Source organism: Variovorax sp. SRS16 (assembly GCF_901827165.1).
Classification (GTDB): domain Bacteria; phylum Pseudomonadota; class Gammaproteobacteria; order Burkholderiales; family Burkholderiaceae_C; genus Variovorax.
Window position 1 is genome coordinate 3,284,891 of the sequence record NZ_LR594666.1, and the last position, 16,457, is coordinate 3,301,347.

The following is a 16,457-nucleotide window of genomic DNA, read 5'->3' on the forward strand; positions in this document are numbered from 1 at the left end:
GCCCGGACCTGCACGTTCGGAACTGGCATGACCAAATTCGTCTTCGTCACTGGTGGTGTGGTGTCTTCCCTCGGCAAAGGGATCGCCTCCGCCTCGCTCGCCGCGATCCTCGAATCGCGCGGCCTCCAAGTCACCCTCATCAAGCTGGACCCCTACATCAACGTCGACCCCGGCACGATGTCGCCGTTCCAGCACGGCGAGGTGTTCGTCACCGACGACGGCGCCGAAACCGACCTCGATCTCGGCCACTACGAGCGCTTCATCACGACGCGCATGCGCCGTGCCAACAACTTCACCACCGGCCAGATCTACAAGACCGTGCTCGAGAAAGAGCGCCGCGGCGACTACCTCGGCAAGACGGTGCAGGTGATCCCGCACATCACCAACGAGATCCAGGAATACATCAAGCGCGGCGCCGGCCTCGGCACGGCGCACGAGGTCGATGTCGCGATCGTCGAGATCGGCGGCACCGTCGGCGACATCGAGTCCCTGCCCTTCCTCGAAGCCGTGCGCCAGATGAGCCTGCGCATGGGCCCCAACAACTCGGCCTTCGTGCATCTGAGCTACGTGCCGTGGATCGCCGCGGCCGGCGAGCTCAAGACCAAGCCCACGCAGCACACGGCCAAGGAACTGCGCGCCATCGGCATCCAGGCCGACGCCCTGCTGTGCCGCGCCGACCGGCCGATTCCCGACGACGAGCGCGCCAAGATCTCGCTCTTCTCCAACGTACCCGAATGGGGCGTGATCTCGATGTGGGACGTCGACACCATCTACAAGGTGCCGCGCATGCTGCACGAGCAGGGCCTGGACGGCCTGATCTGCGACAAGCTCAGGCTCAACACGCCGCCGGCCAAGCTCCAGCGCTGGGATGACCTGGTCTACGAGGTCGAGCATCCGCAAAAGGAAGTGGCCATCGCGATGGTGGGCAAGTACGTCGACCTGTCCGACAGCTACAAGTCGCTCAACGAGGCGCTGCGCCACGCCGGCCTGAAGAACCACGCCCGCGTGAAGGTCGACTATGTCGACTCCGAAACCATCACGCCGCAGGACGTGGCCCGCCTGGCCAAGTACGACGCGATCCTGGTGCCCGGCGGCTTCGGCCAGCGCGGCGTCGAGGGCAAGATCGCCGCCGCCCGCTTCGCGCGCGAGACCCGCGTGCCCTACCTGGGCATCTGCCTGGGCATGCAGGTCGCGACCATCGAGTACGCGCGCAACGTGGCCGGCCTCAAGAACGCCAACAGCACCGAGTTCGACCCCGAAACGCCCTGCCCCGTGATCGCGCTGATCACCGAGTGGAAGGACAACGATGGCACGGTCAAGACCCGCGACGAGAAGTCCGACCTCGGCGGCACCATGCGCCTGGGCGCGCAGAGCTCCGACGTGACACCGGGCACGCTGGCCCACAGCATCTACGGCGACGTGGTGACCGAGCGCCATCGCCATCGCTACGAAGCCAACGTCAACTACCTCGACGACCTGCGGCGTGCGGGCCTGGTGATCTCGGCCCTCACGCAGCGCGAGCACCTGACCGAGATCGTCGAGCTGCCGCGCGAGGTCCATCCCTGGTTCATGGGCGTGCAGTTCCACCCCGAATTCAAGTCCACGCCGTGGAGCGGCCATCCGTTGTTCAACGCATTCATCAAGGCCGCGCTCGAACACCAGGTCGCGGACAAGAAGGCATTGAAGGTCGTGGCATGAAGCTTTGCGGGTTCGAGATCGGGCTGAACAGGCCCTTCTTCCTGATCGCCGGCCCCTGCGTGGTCGAGTCCGAGCAATTGCAGATGGACACCGCCGGCACGCTGAAGGAAATCACTTCCTCGCTCGGCATTCCCTTCATCTTCAAGAGCAGCTTCGACAAGGCCAACCGTTCCTCGGGCACCAGCTTTCGCGGACCGGGGCGCGACAAGGGCCTGGAGATCCTCGCCAAGGTCAAGCGCGATCTCGGCCTGCCGGTGCTCACCGACGTTCACACCGACGAAGACATCACCGCCGCCGCCCAGGTGGTCGACGTGCTGCAGACGCCCGCCTTCCTGTGCCGGCAGACCGACTTCATCCGCGCGGTGGCGCAGTCGGGCAAGCCGGTGAACATCAAGAAGGGCCAGTTCCTCGCGCCGCACGACATGAAGAACGTGATCGACAAGGCGCGCGCGGCCGCCCGCGAAAAGGGCTTGCCCGAAGACAGCTTCATGGCCTGCGAGCGCGGCGCCAGCTTCGGCTACAACAACCTGGTGTCGGACATGCGTTCGCTCGCGATCATGCGCGAGACCGGCGCCCCCGTGGTGTTCGACGCCACCCACTCGGTGCAGTTGCCCGGCGGCCAGGGCACGACGTCCGGAGGCCAGCGCGAGATGGTGCCGGTGCTCGCGCGCGCGGCGATCGCCGTCGGCGTCGCGGGGGTCTTCATGGAAACCCATCCCGATCCGGCCAAGGCGCTGAGCGACGGCCCCAACGCCGTGCCGCTCAAGCACATGAAGGCGCTGCTCGAGACGCTGCTGGCACTCGACAGCGTCACCAAGAAAAATACCTTCCTCGAGGATGCGTTTCAACCATGAGCAGCGCCTACATCATCGCCCACGTCGACGTCACCGATCCCGCGCAATACGAGGAGTACAAGAAGCTGTCCTCCGAGGCCATGAAGGCCCATGGCGCCGAAGTCTGCGTGCGCGGCGGCAAGGTCGAGGTGCTCGAAGGCGACTGGAATCCGCAGCGCATCGTGATCCTCAAGTTCCCCAGCGTCGAGGCCGCGAAGAAATTCAACGGCTCGCCCGAATATGCCAAGGCGCGTGCATCGCGCCAGGGCGCGGCCATCATGCGAATGATCGTGGTCGAAGGTCTGTAATCCCCGTCAATCCGAAAGAGAAAAGATGAGTGCAATCGTTGACATCGTCGGCCGCGAGATCCTCGACAGCCGCGGCAATCCCACCGTCGAGTGCGACGTGCTTCTCGAGTCGGGCACCATGGGCCGCGCGGCCGTGCCCTCGGGCGCATCGACCGGTTCGCGCGAAGCCATCGAGCTGCGCGACGGCGACAAGAGCCGCTACGGCGGCAAGGGCGTGCTCAAGGCGGTCGAGAACATCAACACCGAGATCTCCGAAGCCGTGCTCGGCCTCGACGCGAGCGAGCAGGCCTTCCTCGACCGCACGCTGAACGACCTCGACGGCACCGACAACAAGGCCCGCCTGGGCGCCAACGCGACGCTGGCCGTCTCGATGGCCGTGGCCCGCGCGGCCGCCGAGGAATCGGGTCTGCCGCTGTACCGCTACTTCGGCGGCATGGGCGGCATGCAATTGCCGGTGCCGATGATGAACGTCATCAACGGCGGCGCGCACGCCAACAACAGCCTCGACCTGCAGGAGTTCATGATCATCCCCGTGGGCGCCAAGAGCTTTCGCGAGGCCGTGCGCTACGGCGCCGAAGTGTTCCATGCGCTCAAGAAGATCCTGGGCGACCGCGGCATCAGCACCGCGGTCGGCGACGAAGGCGGCTTCGCGCCCAGCGTCGAGAACCACGAGGCCGCGATCCAGCTGATCCTCGAAGCCATCGACAAGGCCGGCTACACCGCGGGCGAGCAGATCGCGCTCGGCCTGGACTGCGCCGCCAGCGAGTTCTACAAGGATGGGAACTACGTGCTCTCGGGCGAGAACCTCACGCTGTCGGCCGGCAACTGGATCGACATGCTCTCGACCTGGGTCGACAAGTACCCGATCATCAGCATCGAGGACGGCATGCACGAAGGCGACTGGGACGGCTGGAAGCAGCTCACCGAGCGCCTGGGCAAGCGCGTGCAGCTGGTGGGCGACGATCTGTTCGTGACCAACACCAGGATCCTGCAGGAAGGCATCGACAAGGGCATCGCCAACTCGATCCTGATCAAGATCAACCAGATCGGCACGCTGACCGAGACCTTCGCCGCCATCGAGATGGCCAAGCGCGCCGGCTACACGGCCGTGATCAGCCACCGCTCGGGCGAGACCGAGGACAGCACCATCGCCGACATCGCGGTCGGCACCAACGCCGGCCAGATCAAGACCGGCTCGCTGTCGCGTTCGGACCGCATCGCCAAGTACAACCAGCTGCTGCGCATCGAGGAAGACCTCGGCGACGTCGCGAGCTACCCGGGCCGCGCCGCGTTTTATAACCTCCGCTAGCGATCCTGGGCTCGCCGCGCCATGCGCTCGCGCATCGTCCCGATCATCCTGGTCCTGCTGCTGCTGATCCTCCAGTGGCAGCTGTGGACCGGGCGCGGCAGCGTGCGCGACGTGGCGCAGATGGAGCAGAAGATGGCCGAGCTGAAAGAGGCCAACACCAAGGCTGCGCAGAACAACGAGCGCCTGGCTTCCGAGGTCAACGACCTCAAGGAAGGCCTCGAGATGGTCGAGGAGCGGGCGCGCCAGGAGCTCGGCATGGTCAAGCCCAACGAAGTGTTCGTGCAGATCACGCACTGAATGGGCAGTACCCGTCTGGCGCCATGACGCCCGTGCTGCCGGCCGGCTGTGTGATCGCGGTGCTCGGTGCGCCCGGCACCGGCAAAACCTGGCTCGCGAACGCGCTCGCGCAACGCCTCGCGCAACGCGGCGTGGTGGACACCGACGCGAGCGGACTCACGACCACCGTCTGCAACGATCTCGCGCACGCCGACGCATTGCTCTACGTACCGGCACTGGCCGCGCAGCGCGGGCACGTCATCACGCTGCTGATGGCGCTCGACCTTCCGCGAGCCGCCGGTGTGAGCCCGCAGGAACAGGCAGGGTGGGATGCGCGCATCCGGACCGCTCTCGCCGACGCGCAGACCCCCTACGCGGTGATCCATGGCCGCGGGACCGAACGGCTCGCCAGCGCCTGGAACGCGATACTTTCGGCGGCCGAGGCCGGCACCGCGGGCCGTTCGAACGGCAACGAGGCGCGCGGCTGGTTCTGGCCCTGCGAGAAATGCTCGGACCCCGCCTGCGAGCATCGCCTGTTCAGCGAACTCATCGGCCAGAAGCGCTGATGCCATGATCCGCCTCATGCTTTTCCTCAGACACCGCGCCGCCCTCTTCTGCCTCTTGCTGGCGGCCTTCGCGTCCACGATGGTTTGGGCCGCGCCGCTCCAGGCCACGGTCGAGAACCAGACCCGGCCGACCACCTGCGCGGAGGAAGACAACGTCTCGATGGACCTGCACGGCGACGGCATCCGCCGCTTCCGGGTCGAGGCGCTGCCGCCCGTCTACCTCGCATCGATCGCCAAGGACCGCACGGCGCCGGATTTCTCCGGCTGCAATTTCGACGGCGGCACGCACCCGACCGATCCGCGCTACACCTTCACGCCGCGGCGCGAAGTGCTGCACGACGGCAAACGGTGGCTGATCGTCGGCATGGTGCTGCCGAGTTTCTGGCGGCCGAACCAGGTGCCGGTCACGCTGGATGGGCGCACGGTCACGGGCTTCCACCTGCTCCAGATCTTTGCGAAGAAGCCCGGCCGCAAACCGCTCGAGGCGCTGGTGCTCTATCCGGCCGACGGCTATTGGCGGCTCAAGCCGCTGCCCGCGCCGCGCTTCGGCGACGGGGTCTACGGCTCGTCCTTCGTGCTGGGCCCGGTCGAGCAGGATGGACGGCCGGTGGTGAACATCGCATCGATCGCGATCGACAGCAAGCCGCTGCGGATCCGCCTCGCCTTCGCGCAGGGCGGCAGCGCCATCGCGAAGGTGACCGAGATCAGCCAGGCGCGCACCGCGCTCGACGTCACGTTGACGCAACCGACGCACGGCGATCAGCGCTTCGCGGTGCTGCGTTCGATGTATGTCGCCGCCGACAATGCCGACATGAGCGAAGTGCGGTGGCAAGCCACCCCGCGGTCCGCGCTGAAGGCCACGCCGCTGCCCGAGGTATCGACGCTGCGGACGGTTCAGGTGCGCTTCGGCCGCAGCATCGTGTCGCGCCACAACACGAGCGCGCCGGACATCCGCTTCAGCCGCTTCGACGGCTATTGAATCGTGGGGTTGGCGGGCAGCTGATCGCCCTGCGCGAGAAAGAGCTGGGCCACATCCACCGCATCGAAGCGGTATTGCCTGCCGCAGAAATCGCAGCCGACTTCGACGTCGCCGCGCTCCGCCAGGATGCTCCGGGCCTCGGGCTGCCCGAGCCCGCGGATCATTCCTGCAACCCGCTCGCGCGCGCAAGTGCAGGCGAAATGCGGACCGCCGTGCCCGGTCTGCGGCTCGAAGCGCAGCAACTTTTCTTCCCAGAAAAGGCGCCGCAGGATGGTGTCGACATCGAGCGTGAGAAGCTCGCCGCGCGTCAGGCTCGAGGCCAGGATCGAGATCCGGTTGTAGTCCTCGTTGCGGCCGATCTGGTCCTCGTTGGCCTGGTCGCGATCGCTCGGCGACCTGCCTTCGAGATTGGCCTCGCCCTTCACCGGCAGGCGCTGGATCAGGAGGCCCGCGGCCACCTTGTCGTCGGCGGCCAGCACCAGCGTGGTGTCGAGCTGTTCGCTCTGCAGCATGTAGTGCTGCAGCACATCACTCAGACGTTCGAGCTTCTCGCCCTGGTCACCGAAGAGCGGCACCACGCCTTGGTAGGCCTGCTGGCCCGGCAGCTTGTCCTTGGGATCGAGCGTGATCGCACAGCGGCCCTTGTTGCCCACGTTGACCATGTCCGGCAAGTGCGCATCGGCCGCGACCATGCCCATCACCTTGGCCGTGGCGCGCAGGCTCAGGTCGTGCCGCACTTCGGCCACCGCGATCTTCACCGGCCCGTCGCCGAAGATCTGCAGATTCAGTGCGCCGTTGAATTTGATGTTCGCCTGCATCAACGTGGCCGCGGCCGTCATCTCGCCGAGCAGTTCGGCCACCGGCGGCGGATAGGCGCCGGTGGCGGTGTTGGACGCGCGCCGCGCGAGGATCTCTGTCCAGGAATCGGTCAGGCGCACGATCATGCCGCGCACCGGCAGGCCGTCGAACAGGAACTTGTGCAACTCGGACATGCCTTACACCCCCATGCGCCTGCGGCGCTCCCCCTCAAGGGGGCGCGCCCCGCGGCCCGGCAGCGCCGGTTCCACGGGTGCCCTGGTCTCCTCATGGATGAGGGAGGAGTCGGTGAACTTCATGTCATGCGATCTTCTTGAGGCCCTTCGCAAAGCGATGGGCGTTTTCCACATAGTGCTCGGCACTCTGCCGCAGCTTCGTGGCGGCCGCATCGTCGAGCGTGCGCACCACCTTGGCGGGCGCGCCGATGATGAGCGAGTTGTCCGGAAACTCCTTGCCCTCGGTCACCACACTGCCGGCGCCAACGATCGAGTTGCGGCCGATCTTCGCGTTATTCAAGACCACCGCCTGGATGCCGATCAGCGAGTTGTCGCCCACCGTGCAGCCGTGCAGCATGACCTGGTGGCCGACGGTCACGTTGTCGCCGATCGTCAGCGGGCAGCCGTGGTCGGTGTGCAGCACCGAGAGGTCCTGGATGTTGCTGTTGCGTCCGATGCGTATCGGCTCGTTGTCGCCGCGCAGCACGGCGCCGAACCAGATGTTGGCGTTGTCTGCCAGCACCACGTTGCCAATGACCTGCGCGCTGTCGGCGACCCAGGCGCCGTCGCCGAGTTGCGGCGCCACGCCGTCGAGTTCATACAGAGCCATTCGGTGCCCCCGGGATCAAAACCTAGAATTGTAGGGATGCATCCCCGTCTCGGCGCCCTGGCCGCATTGCGCCTCACCGATCCCGACCGCAAGGTGCTGGCGACGCGCGCCGTGGCCGCCGGCATGGGCGAGCAGCCTGTGCCCCTCGACACCGTGCGCGCGCCCGGCGACGAAGCCGGCGTGCCCGGACGCCCCGAACGCCCGCTGCGCGTGGCCGCCACGGCGGTGGAAAAGCGTTCGCCCTTCACGACCGAGGGCCGCGCGGCGCTGATCCATTCGATCTGCCACATCGAGTTCAATGCGATCAATCTCGCGCTCGATGCCGCCTGGCGCTTCGACGGCATGCCCGAGGCCTACTACCGCGACTGGCTGCGCGTGGCCGACGAAGAGGCGCAGCACTTCACCCTGCTGCACGCGCATCTGCAAACGATGGGCTGGCGCTACGGCGACTTCACCGGCCATGATGGCCTCTGGGCCATGTGCGAAAAAACGAAGGACGACGTGCTGGCGCGCATGGCGCTGGTGCCGCGCACGCTCGAGGCCCGCGGGCTCGACGCCACGCCGCTGATCCAGGCCCGCCTGCGGCGCGTCGACACGCCGGATGCGCTGGCCGCCTGCGCCATCCTCGACATCATCCTGCGCGACGAGGTCGGGCATGTGGCGATCGGCAATCGCTGGTATCGATGGCTGTGCGAACGCGAAGGGCACGATCCGATCACGCACTACCGCGTGCTGTACCGCCGGCACGAGGCACCGCGGCTGCGGGCGCCCTTCAACCTCGAGGCGCGAGCACGCGCCGGCTTCACCGACGAAGAACTGCGCGCGCTGGCCGACAGCTGAGCGCGCTCAGGCAGCCGGCCGGCGCGACACCACCATCTTCGGCGTGAAGCGCTGCACCACCTCGCCGTGCTGGTTCAGCGTCTCGCAGCGCATCGTCACCATGCCGCGCTCGGGCCGCGAGCGCGAGGGCACGACCTCGATCACCTCGGACTCGACATGCAGCACGTCGCCCGGCCGCGTCGGCTTGGGCCAATGGAGCTCGCCGCCCGAGCCGATGATGCCGTCGGCCAGCGGCAGGCCGCTGGTGACCAGCAGCCGCATCGTGATCGCCGCGGTATGCCAGCCGCTCGCCGCAAGGCCCTGGAAGATGGTGCGCTGGGCGGCCTCGGCATCGAGGTGGAAGGGCTGCGGATCGAAGCGCGTCGCGAACTCGATGATCTGCTTGGCATCGAGCGCATGTTCGCCGCTCGTGAAGCGATCGCCGGGCGACAGGTCCTCGAGGTAGAGCTGCTGCTGCTTCGCCGCGCCGGCGCCGGGGGTCTCGTCCATGCGGGTCTCCTCAATCTGCCTTGATGCCTGCCGTCCGCACGATGCGGGCGTTGCTTTCGTACTCCGCCGCGATCTCGTCGGCGAAGGCCTCCGCGCTGCCGCCGGTCGGCACGTTGTCCGCCGCCATCAGCTTGGCACGCAGATCGGGCGAGTCCAGCGCCCTGTTGATCTCGGCGTTGTACTTCTCGATCAGGATCGACGGCATCGCGGCCGGCGCGAACACGCCGAACAGCGAGGTCAGGTTGGCCGCGGGAAAGCCCAGCTCGGCCAGCGTCGGCACCTTCGGCAGGTTGTCGAGCCGCTTCGGTGCGCCGACGGCGAGCGGCCGCAGCCTGCCGGCCTTGATCTGCGGCGTGAGGCTCGGGCCGGCGTTGATCGACAGGATCTCGAACTGGCCGCCGAGCGCGTCGTTCATCTGCTGCGCGCCGCCCTTGTAGGGCACATGCGTGATGTTCACGTTCGCCGCCGCACGCAGTTGTTCGAGCACGATGTGGCCGAGCGAAGCCTGGCCCGAGGTGGCCCAGCGCACCGCGCCGGGCCGCGCCCGCGCGTCCTCGAGCAGCGAAGCGAAGTCGCGCGTGCCGGTGGCGGATGTCGCCAGCAGCAGCACGGGCGAATACATGACGCTGGCGACCGGTGCGATGTCCTTCAGCGGATCGAAGGGCGACTTCGCGAGGTGCGGGTTCAGCACCAGCGGGCTGACCGCGGAGAAGCCGAGCGTGCCGCCGTCCGGCGGCGCCTTGGCGACGGCGTCCATGCCGATGGTGCCGCTCGCACCCCCCCGGTTCTCGACCACCACCGCGGTACCGAGCTGCGCGCCGAGCTTGTCGGCCAGCGCGCGCGCCACCACGTCGGCGACGCCGCCGGCCGGATAGCCGACGATGAGATGAATGGTCTTCGGGATGACCTGCGCCTGCGCCGCGGGCAGCAGGCTGCACAGTGCGAGACCGAGCGCCGCCGCGAGCGCGCGACGGCAGGAATTCAAGGGCATCGAGAGTTCTCCACGGACAGGCTGGAACGCTGGTTCATTCGATTCTCCCGCAATGACGATGACCTCAGCCACGCGGGTGATGCTTGGCATGCATCTGCTTGAGCCGCTCGCGCGCGACATGGGTGTAGATCGTGGTGGTCGAGATGTCGGCATGCCCGAGCAGCAATTGCACCGCGCGCAGGTCGGCGCCATGGTTGAGCAGGTGCGTGGCGAAGGCATGGCGCAGCGTGTGCGGCGACAGTGGCACCTCGATGCCCGCGGCCCGCGCCTGCTTCTTGACGATGACCCAGAACATCACGCGCGTCATGCCCGCGCCGCGCGCGGTGACGAACAGGTCGGCGGTCTGCTGGCCACCGAGGATGGCCGGCCGCGCGTCGTGCATGTAGCGCTCGATCCAGCGGCGCGCCTCGCCGCCGAAGGGCACGAGGCGCTCCTTGCTGCCCTTGCCGAGCACGCGCAGCACGCCGTCGTTCAGGCTCATCTCGAAGACCTTGAGCGCCACCAGTTCGCTCACGCGCAGGCCACTTGCATACATCAGCTCGAGCATCGCGCGATCGCGCAGGCCCAGCGGCGTGTCGACATCGGGCGCGGCCAGCAGGTCGTCGACGTGCTGCTCCGACAGCGTCTTGATGGCGCGCGGCATCTGCCGCGCCGGCGCGAGACGCAGGCTGGGATCGGCCGCGATCCGGTGCTCGCGCAAGGCCCAGCGGAAATAGCGCTTGAAGACCGTAAGCCGCCGGTTGGCCGAGGTCGCCTTGCCCTTGTCCGACAGCCGCTGGCCCATGTAGGCCTGCAGGTCGCTCTCCAGCGCAGCGTTCAGCGCGCGGCCGCGCTCGGCCTGCATCCAGCGCGCGAACAGGGCCAGGTCGCGCCGGTAGGCGGCCAGCGTGTTCTTCGACAGGCCGTCCTCGAGCCAGAGCGCATCGATGAAATCGTCGATCTCGGGGGCGGTGTCGGGCGTGGCGGTGTCCGCGGTCATGCGCTGCAAGATAACAAAAAGAAAAGCCGCCCGTCGACGGGGCGGCCTGCATCGGACGCGGCGCGCCTCAGTCGATCGTGAGCTTCTGCTTGACGACCACCTGCTTGTAGATCGCGAACTCGGCCTTGATCTGCGCGGCGAATTCCTCCGGCGTGTTGGCCACCACGAGCGAGCCGGTGTCCTCGATGCGCTTGCGCACCGCGGGATCCTCGACCGATTTCTTGACGCCGGCGTAGATCTTGTCCACCACTTCCTTCGGCAGGCCCTTGGGGCCGAGGATGCCGTAGTAGGCCATGCGGTTGACCGGCTCCAGGCCGACTTCCTTGAAGGTCGGCACGTTGGGCAGCGCGGCCAGGCGCTGCGGCGCCGCCACCACGATCGGTATCAGCTGGCCGCTCTTGATGAAGGGCAGGGTCGACGGAATGTTGTCGAACATGATCGGCACCTGGCCGCCGACGACGTCGTTCAGCGCCGGGCCGGCGCCGCGGTAGGGAATGTGCAGCACGTAGGTGTTGGTGAGGCTCTTGTAGAGCTCCATCAGAAGATGGCCGATGCCGCCGGTGCCCGACGATGCGTACGAATACTTGCCCGGGTTCTTCTTGAGCTCGGCAACGAACTCGGCATAGTTCTTGGCCGGAAAGTGCGGATTGACCGCGATGATGTTGGGCGTGGCCGCGATGTTGGTGATCGGCGTGAAGTCGGTGATCGGGTTGTACGGCGTCTTCGGATTGATGGCCGGATTGGCCGCCGTGCTCGACACCGTGGCGATGCCGAGCTTGTAGCCGTCAGGCGCGGCGCGCGCGGTCTCGGCCGCACCCACGATGCCGCCGCCGCCGGCGCGGTTGACGACGATCACGCTCTGGCCCAGCACCTTGGCGAGCGGCTCCGAGATCACGCGCGCCACGATGTCGGTGGTGCCGCCGGGGGCGAAGGGCACCTGCAGCTCGATCGGCTTGGTGGGATAGCCTTGCGCCCAACTCGGTCCCGCGACGGCGGCCAGTGCGGTCATACAGGCGAAAGCATTCCATTGGCGACGTCGCATCGAGAGGCTCCTTGAACGAACAAAAGCCTCGGATGCTACCGGCTCTGCCCTCCATCCAACCTCGTGGATAACCCACGGTCGGTGCCGCAGCTATCCTCGACCGGTGAACTATGCGCAGTTGCTCTTTCCCGATTTTTCGCTGATCGCCTGCGGCTGGCTGCTGTGCCGCTACACCGCGCTCGACCGCCGGGTATGGGACCAGGTCGAGAGCCTGGTCTACTATTTTCTTTTTCCGGTGCTGCTGTTCCAGTCGATCGTTCGCAGCCCGTTCGACTTCGGCGCCGCCTCGCACCTGCTGGGCGCGGGCCTGGGGGTCGGGCTCTCGGGCATCGCGCTCGCCTACGCGCTGCCGTTCGTTCCGCTGCTCGGCGCCTACATCGACCGCCGCGACCACGCCTCCAGCGCGCAGGTCGCCTTTCGCTTTAACTCCTTCATCTGCCTGGCACTGTCAGAGCGGCTGGCCGGAGCCGACGGTCTGCTGTCGATCGCGGTGCTGATCGGCGTCTGCGTGCCGCTGTTCAACGTCGCCGCGGTCTGGCCCATGGTGCGGCATGCGCGCAGCGGATTGCTGCGCCAGCTGGTGCGCAATCCGCTGATCATCGCCACGGTGAGCGGGCTGATCGCCAATCTGCTGGGCCTGCGCGTGCCGTTCTGGCTCGAACCGACGCTCACGCGCATCGGCGCCGCATCGCTCGCGCTCGGCCTGATGGCCGCCGGCGCCGGCATGCAGTTCGCGACGCTGGCGCGCGGCAAGGTGCTGGCGGTGTCGGTGCTCGCCATCCGGCATCTCGCGTTGCCGCTGATCGGCTGGGGCCTCTCGCGCGCGCTGGCGCTGGGCCCCGCGCAATCGGCGGTGCTGATGGTCTTTTCGGCCGTGCCGACCGCTTCCAGCGCCTACGTGCTGGCAGCGCGCATGGGCTACAACGGGCCGTTCGTGGCGGGGCTGGTGACGCTGTCGACGGCACTCGGCGTGGCCAGCCTGCCCTTCGCCCTGGCGCTTTCACGCTAGACGACCCTCGTCGAGCCGCTACCATCGAGTCGATGCGCTACCTACCGGCCCTCGTCGTCGCAGCGTTGTTCGGGGCGACCGCCCAGGCGCAGGACTACACGCGCTACCAGGGAGCCTGGAAAGGCCCTTTCCTGTTTTCCGTCGTGCAGCCCGACATCGGTGTGCAAGGCGCGCCCGCGGTGCATCCCGGCGCGATCCAGATCGATCCCGACGGCACGGTGCGCGGCAGCGTGCCCGAGGCCGCCTGCACGATGGCCGGCTCCAGCACCGACTTCGTCTCGCCCGCGAATGCCTCGCTCGACCTCACGCTCAGCGGCTGCAGCGACACGCGCTTCAACGGCCACTTCAGCGGCCGGCTGATCAACAACCCGATCCTCAAGTACGGTTCGCTGCGGCTGAGCTCGATGCACTCGCTCGATGCGGGCACGGCGCAGCTGTCGGCGATCATTCACCACTGAGCGCCCATTCGACGTGCTCGCGCACCAGCGCGCTCGGGTCTTCCGTGCGCGCGGCCAGCGCCGCACGTGCGCCCTCGTCCCCCGCGCGCAATGCATTGCCCAATGCGACCGCCACGTTGCGCAGCCAGCGCTCGTGGCCGATGCGGCGGATCGGGCTGCCTTCGGTGTAGCGCAGGAAATCGTCCTCGCGCCATGCGAACAGCTCGCCCAATTGCCGGCCGGTGAGGCCCTCGCGCGCATCGAAGTCCGGCAGCGCGCTTTTCTTCGCGAACTTGTTCCATGGGCAGATGAGCTGGCAATCATCGCAGCCGTAGATGCGGTTTCCGATCAACCGCCGCAGTTCGAGCGGGATCGCGCCGGCGTGCTCGATGGTGAGGTACGAGATGCAGCGTCGCGCATCGAGCCGCATCGGCGCGATGATCGCCTGCGTGGGGCAGATGTCGATGCAGGCGCTGCAGCTGCCGCAATGCGGCGAGACCGGCTCGCTCGGCGGCAGCGCCATGTCGACGTAGATCTCGCCGAGGAAGAACATCGAACCCGCATCGCGGTCCAGCACCAGCGTGTGCTTGCCGCGCCAGCCCTGGCCGCTGCGCGATGCGAGCTCGGCCTCGAGCACCGGCGCCGAATCGGTGAAGGCGCGGTGGCCGAAGGGCCCCACCTCCGCGGCGATGCGATCGGCCAGCTTCGACAACCGCGACCGCAGCACCTTGTGGTAGTCGCGGCCGCGCGCATAGAGCGACACGATGCCCTCGCCCGGCCGCGCGAGCCGCTCGAATTCGATCGCCTGCCAATCGTCGGGCGTGGTGCGCGGCAGGTAGTCCATGCGCGCCGTGATGACCGACACGGTGCCGGGCACCAGTTCGGCCGGCCGCGCGCGGCGCGCGCCATGCGCGGCCATGTAGTGCATGTCGCCATGGAAGCCCTGGGCCAGCCACTGCATGAGGCCGTCCTCCGCGCTCGACAGATCGACGCCGGCAACGCCGATTTGGGAGAATCCGAGCTCCCGGGCCAAGGCCTGAATCCGGATCACGAGTTGATGGCTGCCGATCACCCGCCGATTGTAGAAACGCAAGGCGTCACCCGACGCTGGCGCACCGAAGAAGACACCGACACACTCGCACGAGCGCTCGCGCGTTCGAGTGCGCTGCGCGATGCCTTCGTCTCGCTGGAAGGCGAGCTCGGCGCCGGCAAGACCACCTTCGTTCGCCACCTGCTGCGCGCGCTCGGCATCGGCGGGCGCGTCAAGAGCCCGACCTACGCGGTGGTGGAACCGCACGAGGCGCCGGACGGCCTCGCCATCTACCATTTCGACTTCTATCGCTTCAGCGATCCGCGCGAATGGGAAGACGCGGGCTTTCGCGACATCTTCGCCGGCCCGGGCCTCAAGCTCGCCGAGTGGCCGCAGAACGTCGCCGGACACCTTCCGCTCGCGGACCTTGCTATTAAAATAGAAGCAATGACAGACGACACCCGCACCGTGACCCTGCAGGCGCACACAGCGCGCGGCAGCCGGTTGCTCGCCGACGCTGCATGAAGGCCCGTGGCCTGAAACGACGCACGCTGCTGCAGGGCGGCAGCATCGCCCTGCTGCTCGGGCTGCACGAGATCGCGCACGGCGCCACCATCATCGCGGTGCGCGTCTGGCCGGCGGCCGACTACACCCGCGTCACCATCGAATCCGACGGCCGGCTCAAGTCGACGCAGCGCGTGGTCGGCAGCCCGCCGCGGCTGGCGGTCGACATCGAAGGCATCGACCTCAACCCCGCGCTGCGCGAGCTGGTCGGCAAGATCAAGCCCGGCGATCCCTACATCAACGGCCTGCGCGTCGGACAGTTCGCGCCGAATGTGGTGCGCATCGTGTTCGACCTCAAGCAGTCGGTGGCACCGCAGGTGTTCTCGCTCGCGCCGGTGGCCGCCTACCGCGACCGGCTGGTGCTGGACCTGTATCCGGAGCAGGCCATCGATCCGCTCGAGGCGCTGATCGGCGAACGCCTGCGCGACGCGCCCAGGCCGCAGGAGCGCGAAGGCACGGTGGCCGGCATCGCACCGCGCAACGGCGCAGGGCCGGGCGAAACGCAGGCGCCCTTGCGCGCCGCACCCGACGCGGTGGATCCGCTGGGCGAGCTGATGGCGCAGCAGTCGATGCGCACGACGCCGCCACCCGCTGCCACACTGGGCAACCGCAACGCCGGGCCGGCGCTCACCGCCCCGCCCTCGCTGCCGCCCGTCGTGGGCTCGCTGCCCCTGACGCCGGTGCCGCCGGCTGCCAGCGCGCGCGGCAACGGCGCGACACCGAGCCGCACCGACCGCATCATCATCGTCGCGATCGACCCCGGCCATGGCGGCGAGGATCCCGGCGCCACCGGCTCGGCCGGCACGCACGAGAAGGACGTGGTGCTGCAGATCGCGCACCGGCTGCGCGAGCGCATCAACGCCAGCAGCGTCAACGGCAACCCGATGCGCGCCTTCCTCACCCGCGATTCCGACTTCTTCGTGCCGCTCGGTATGCGCGTGCAGAAGGCGCGCCGCGTGCAGGCCGACCTGTTCATCAGCATTCATGCGGATGCCTTCACCACGCCGGCCGCCAGCGGCGCGAGCGTGTTCGCACTGAGCCGCAGCGGCGCTTCGAGCAGCGCCGCGCGCTGGCTGGCCAACAAGGAAAACCAGGCCGACAAGGTCGGCGGCATCAACGTCGGCGCGCACGAGGTGCAGGTGCAGCAGGCGCTGCTCGACATGAGCACCACGGCCCAGATCAACGACAGCCTCAAGCTCGGCGGCGCCATGATCGGCGAGATCCGCAACATCGGCGCGCGCCTGCACAAGGGCGAGGTCGAGCAGGCGGGCTTCGCAGTCCTGAAGGCGCCCGACATCCCGAGCGTGCTGGTCGAGACGGCCTTCATCAGCAACCCCGGCGAAGAAGCCAAGCTGCGCACCGCGGCCTACCAGGAAGAACTGGCGGATGCGTTGATGCGAGGCATCCTGCGCTACTTCGCGCAGAACCCGCCGATGGCGCGCAGCCGCCAGCTGTAGCGCGGGCCG

At 67.9% G+C, this 16,457-nt stretch carries 19 protein-coding genes; 12 read left to right on the forward strand and 7 right to left on the reverse strand.

The window, feature by feature from the left end:
- The first annotated feature begins 27 nt into the window (after positions 1-27).
- From E5P2_RS15855 to E5P2_RS15885, 7 genes are read left to right on the forward strand one after another with little or no spacing between them, the layout of a single operon-like run.
- Positions 28-1,698: a CTP synthase gene (locus E5P2_RS15855; RefSeq protein WP_162568089.1), complete on the forward strand. Its 1,671-nt coding sequence runs from the start codon at positions 28-30 to the stop codon at positions 1,696-1,698.
- On the forward strand, positions 1,695-2,552 hold the full coding sequence (gene kdsA / locus E5P2_RS15860; protein ID WP_162568090.1) for a 3-deoxy-8-phosphooctulonate synthase: 858 nt from the start codon (positions 1,695-1,697) through the stop codon (positions 2,550-2,552). The genes E5P2_RS15855 and kdsA overlap by 4 nt, the downstream gene beginning before the upstream one ends.
- A complete protein-coding gene (locus E5P2_RS15865) occupies positions 2,549-2,839 on the forward strand; it encodes a DUF1330 domain-containing protein (RefSeq protein WP_162568091.1) in 291 nt (96 codons plus the stop codon). Before kdsA ends, E5P2_RS15865 begins: the two co-directional genes overlap by 4 nt.
- A 25-nt stretch (positions 2,840-2,864) precedes the next feature.
- Positions 2,865-4,148, forward strand: a complete 1,284-nt coding sequence (eno, locus tag E5P2_RS15870; protein WP_162568092.1) for a phosphopyruvate hydratase — start codon at positions 2,865-2,867, stop codon at positions 4,146-4,148.
- A gap of 21 nt (positions 4,149-4,169) precedes the next feature.
- On the forward strand, positions 4,170-4,445 hold the full coding sequence (gene ftsB / locus E5P2_RS15875; RefSeq protein WP_162568093.1) for a cell division protein FtsB: 276 nt from the start codon (positions 4,170-4,172) through the stop codon (positions 4,443-4,445).
- 23 nt (positions 4,446-4,468) lie between these two features.
- Positions 4,469-4,990, forward strand: coding sequence for an ATP-binding protein (locus E5P2_RS15880; protein ID WP_162568094.1), 522 nt, complete (start codon positions 4,469-4,471; stop codon positions 4,988-4,990).
- A 16-nt stretch (positions 4,991-5,006) separates the two neighbouring features.
- A complete protein-coding gene (locus E5P2_RS15885) occupies positions 5,007-5,969 on the forward strand; it encodes a hypothetical protein (protein ID WP_162568095.1) in 963 nt (320 codons plus the stop codon).
- Here E5P2_RS15885 and hslO read toward each other — a convergent pair.
- Positions 5,963-6,961: an Hsp33 family molecular chaperone HslO gene (gene hslO, locus E5P2_RS15890; RefSeq protein WP_162568096.1), complete on the reverse strand. Its 999-nt coding sequence runs from the start codon at positions 6,959-6,961 to the stop codon at positions 5,963-5,965. The genes E5P2_RS15885 and hslO overlap by 7 nt on opposite strands.
- A gap of 124 nt (positions 6,962-7,085) precedes the next feature.
- Positions 7,086-7,610, reverse strand: coding sequence for a gamma carbonic anhydrase family protein (locus E5P2_RS15895; protein WP_162568097.1), 525 nt, complete (start codon positions 7,608-7,610; stop codon positions 7,086-7,088).
- 36 nt (positions 7,611-7,646) lie between these two features.
- Between E5P2_RS15895 and E5P2_RS15900 the strand changes: the two genes are divergently transcribed.
- On the forward strand, positions 7,647-8,450 hold the full coding sequence (locus E5P2_RS15900; protein ID WP_162568098.1) for a ferritin-like domain-containing protein: 804 nt from the start codon (positions 7,647-7,649) through the stop codon (positions 8,448-8,450).
- 6 nt (positions 8,451-8,456) lie between these two features.
- Here E5P2_RS15900 and E5P2_RS15905 read toward each other — a convergent pair whose 3' ends face one another.
- From E5P2_RS15905 to E5P2_RS15920, 4 genes are all read right to left on the reverse strand, one after another.
- The gene (locus tag E5P2_RS15905; protein ID WP_162568099.1) at positions 8,457-8,939 is read right to left on the reverse strand and encodes a MaoC family dehydratase; all 483 of its coding nucleotides are present in this window, start codon (positions 8,937-8,939) and stop codon (positions 8,457-8,459) included.
- Between the two features lie 10 nt (positions 8,940-8,949).
- Positions 8,950-9,930 carry a Bug family tripartite tricarboxylate transporter substrate binding protein gene (locus tag E5P2_RS15910; RefSeq protein ID WP_162568100.1) on the reverse strand — a complete coding sequence of 327 codons (981 nt, stop codon included), beginning with the start codon at positions 9,928-9,930 and terminating at the stop codon, positions 8,950-8,952.
- Between the two features lie 64 nt (positions 9,931-9,994).
- The gene (gene xerD, locus E5P2_RS15915) at positions 9,995-10,909 is read right to left on the reverse strand and encodes a site-specific tyrosine recombinase XerD (RefSeq protein WP_162568101.1); all 915 of its coding nucleotides are present in this window, start codon (positions 10,907-10,909) and stop codon (positions 9,995-9,997) included.
- A 67-nt stretch (positions 10,910-10,976) separates the two neighbouring features.
- Entirely contained in the window at positions 10,977-11,951 is a 975-nt protein-coding gene (locus E5P2_RS15920; RefSeq protein ID WP_162568102.1) for a tripartite tricarboxylate transporter substrate binding protein BugE, read from the reverse strand.
- A 103-nt stretch (positions 11,952-12,054) separates the two neighbouring features.
- On the opposite strand from E5P2_RS15920, the gene E5P2_RS15925 reads away from it, so the two are divergent.
- Complete coding sequence (locus tag E5P2_RS15925; protein WP_162568103.1) at positions 12,055-12,960, forward strand: AEC family transporter; 906 nt, start codon at positions 12,055-12,057, stop codon at positions 12,958-12,960.
- 32 nt (positions 12,961-12,992) lie between these two features.
- The gene (locus E5P2_RS15930) at positions 12,993-13,418 is read left to right on the forward strand and encodes a hypothetical protein (protein ID WP_162568104.1); all 426 of its coding nucleotides are present in this window, start codon (positions 12,993-12,995) and stop codon (positions 13,416-13,418) included.
- Here the strand turns inward: E5P2_RS15930 and queG are convergent.
- Positions 13,405-14,469, reverse strand: coding sequence for a tRNA epoxyqueuosine(34) reductase QueG (queG, locus tag E5P2_RS15935; protein ID WP_162568105.1), 1,065 nt, complete (start codon positions 14,467-14,469; stop codon positions 13,405-13,407). The genes E5P2_RS15930 and queG overlap by 14 nt on opposite strands.
- Here queG and tsaE point away from each other — a divergent pair.
- Both tsaE and E5P2_RS15945 read left to right on the forward strand, forming a co-directional pair.
- Positions 14,455-14,952, forward strand: coding sequence for a tRNA (adenosine(37)-N6)-threonylcarbamoyltransferase complex ATPase subunit type 1 TsaE (gene tsaE / locus E5P2_RS15940; RefSeq protein WP_162568106.1), 498 nt, complete (start codon positions 14,455-14,457; stop codon positions 14,950-14,952). The genes queG and tsaE overlap by 15 nt on opposite strands.
- Positions 14,949-16,448, forward strand: coding sequence for an N-acetylmuramoyl-L-alanine amidase (locus E5P2_RS15945; protein WP_162568107.1), 1,500 nt, complete (start codon positions 14,949-14,951; stop codon positions 16,446-16,448). Before tsaE ends, E5P2_RS15945 begins: the two co-directional genes overlap by 4 nt.
- Positions 16,449-16,457: the final 9 nt, after the last annotated feature.

Excerpts from the sequence above, each read along its gene's own strand:
- E5P2_RS15855 (WP_162568089.1), top strand. The coding sequence starts at position 28 with ATGACCAAATTCGTCTTCGTCACTGGTGGTGTGGTGTCTTCCCTCGGC.
- kdsA (WP_162568090.1), top strand. The coding sequence starts at position 1,695 with ATGAAGCTTTGCGGGTTCGAGATCGGGCTGAACAGGCCCTTCTTCCTG.
- E5P2_RS15865 (WP_162568091.1), top strand. The coding sequence starts at position 2,549 with ATGAGCAGCGCCTACATCATCGCCCACGTCGACGTCACCGATCCCGCG.
- eno (WP_162568092.1), top strand. The coding sequence starts at position 2,865 with ATGAGTGCAATCGTTGACATCGTCGGCCGCGAGATCCTCGACAGCCGC.
- ftsB (WP_162568093.1), top strand. The coding sequence starts at position 4,170 with ATGCGCTCGCGCATCGTCCCGATCATCCTGGTCCTGCTGCTGCTGATC.
- E5P2_RS15880 (WP_162568094.1), top strand. The coding sequence starts at position 4,469 with ATGACGCCCGTGCTGCCGGCCGGCTGTGTGATCGCGGTGCTCGGTGCG.
- E5P2_RS15885 (WP_162568095.1), top strand. The coding sequence starts at position 5,007 with ATGCTTTTCCTCAGACACCGCGCCGCCCTCTTCTGCCTCTTGCTGGCG.
- hslO (WP_162568096.1), bottom strand. The coding sequence starts at position 6,961 with ATGTCCGAGTTGCACAAGTTCCTGTTCGACGGCCTGCCGGTGCGCGGC.
- E5P2_RS15895 (WP_162568097.1), bottom strand. The coding sequence starts at position 7,610 with ATGGCTCTGTATGAACTCGACGGCGTGGCGCCGCAACTCGGCGACGGC.
- E5P2_RS15900 (WP_162568098.1), top strand. The coding sequence starts at position 7,647 with ATGCATCCCCGTCTCGGCGCCCTGGCCGCATTGCGCCTCACCGATCCC.
- E5P2_RS15905 (WP_162568099.1), bottom strand. The coding sequence starts at position 8,939 with ATGGACGAGACCCCCGGCGCCGGCGCGGCGAAGCAGCAGCAGCTCTAC.
- E5P2_RS15910 (WP_162568100.1), bottom strand. The coding sequence starts at position 9,930 with ATGCCCTTGAATTCCTGCCGTCGCGCGCTCGCGGCGGCGCTCGGTCTC.
- xerD (WP_162568101.1), bottom strand. The coding sequence starts at position 10,909 with ATGACCGCGGACACCGCCACGCCCGACACCGCCCCCGAGATCGACGAT.
- E5P2_RS15920 (WP_162568102.1), bottom strand. The coding sequence starts at position 11,951 with ATGCGACGTCGCCAATGGAATGCTTTCGCCTGTATGACCGCACTGGCC.
- E5P2_RS15930 (WP_162568104.1), top strand. The coding sequence starts at position 12,993 with ATGCGCTACCTACCGGCCCTCGTCGTCGCAGCGTTGTTCGGGGCGACC.
- tsaE (WP_162568106.1), top strand. The coding sequence starts at position 14,455 with ATGGCTGCCGATCACCCGCCGATTGTAGAAACGCAAGGCGTCACCCGA.
- E5P2_RS15945 (WP_162568107.1), top strand. The coding sequence starts at position 14,949 with ATGAAGGCCCGTGGCCTGAAACGACGCACGCTGCTGCAGGGCGGCAGC.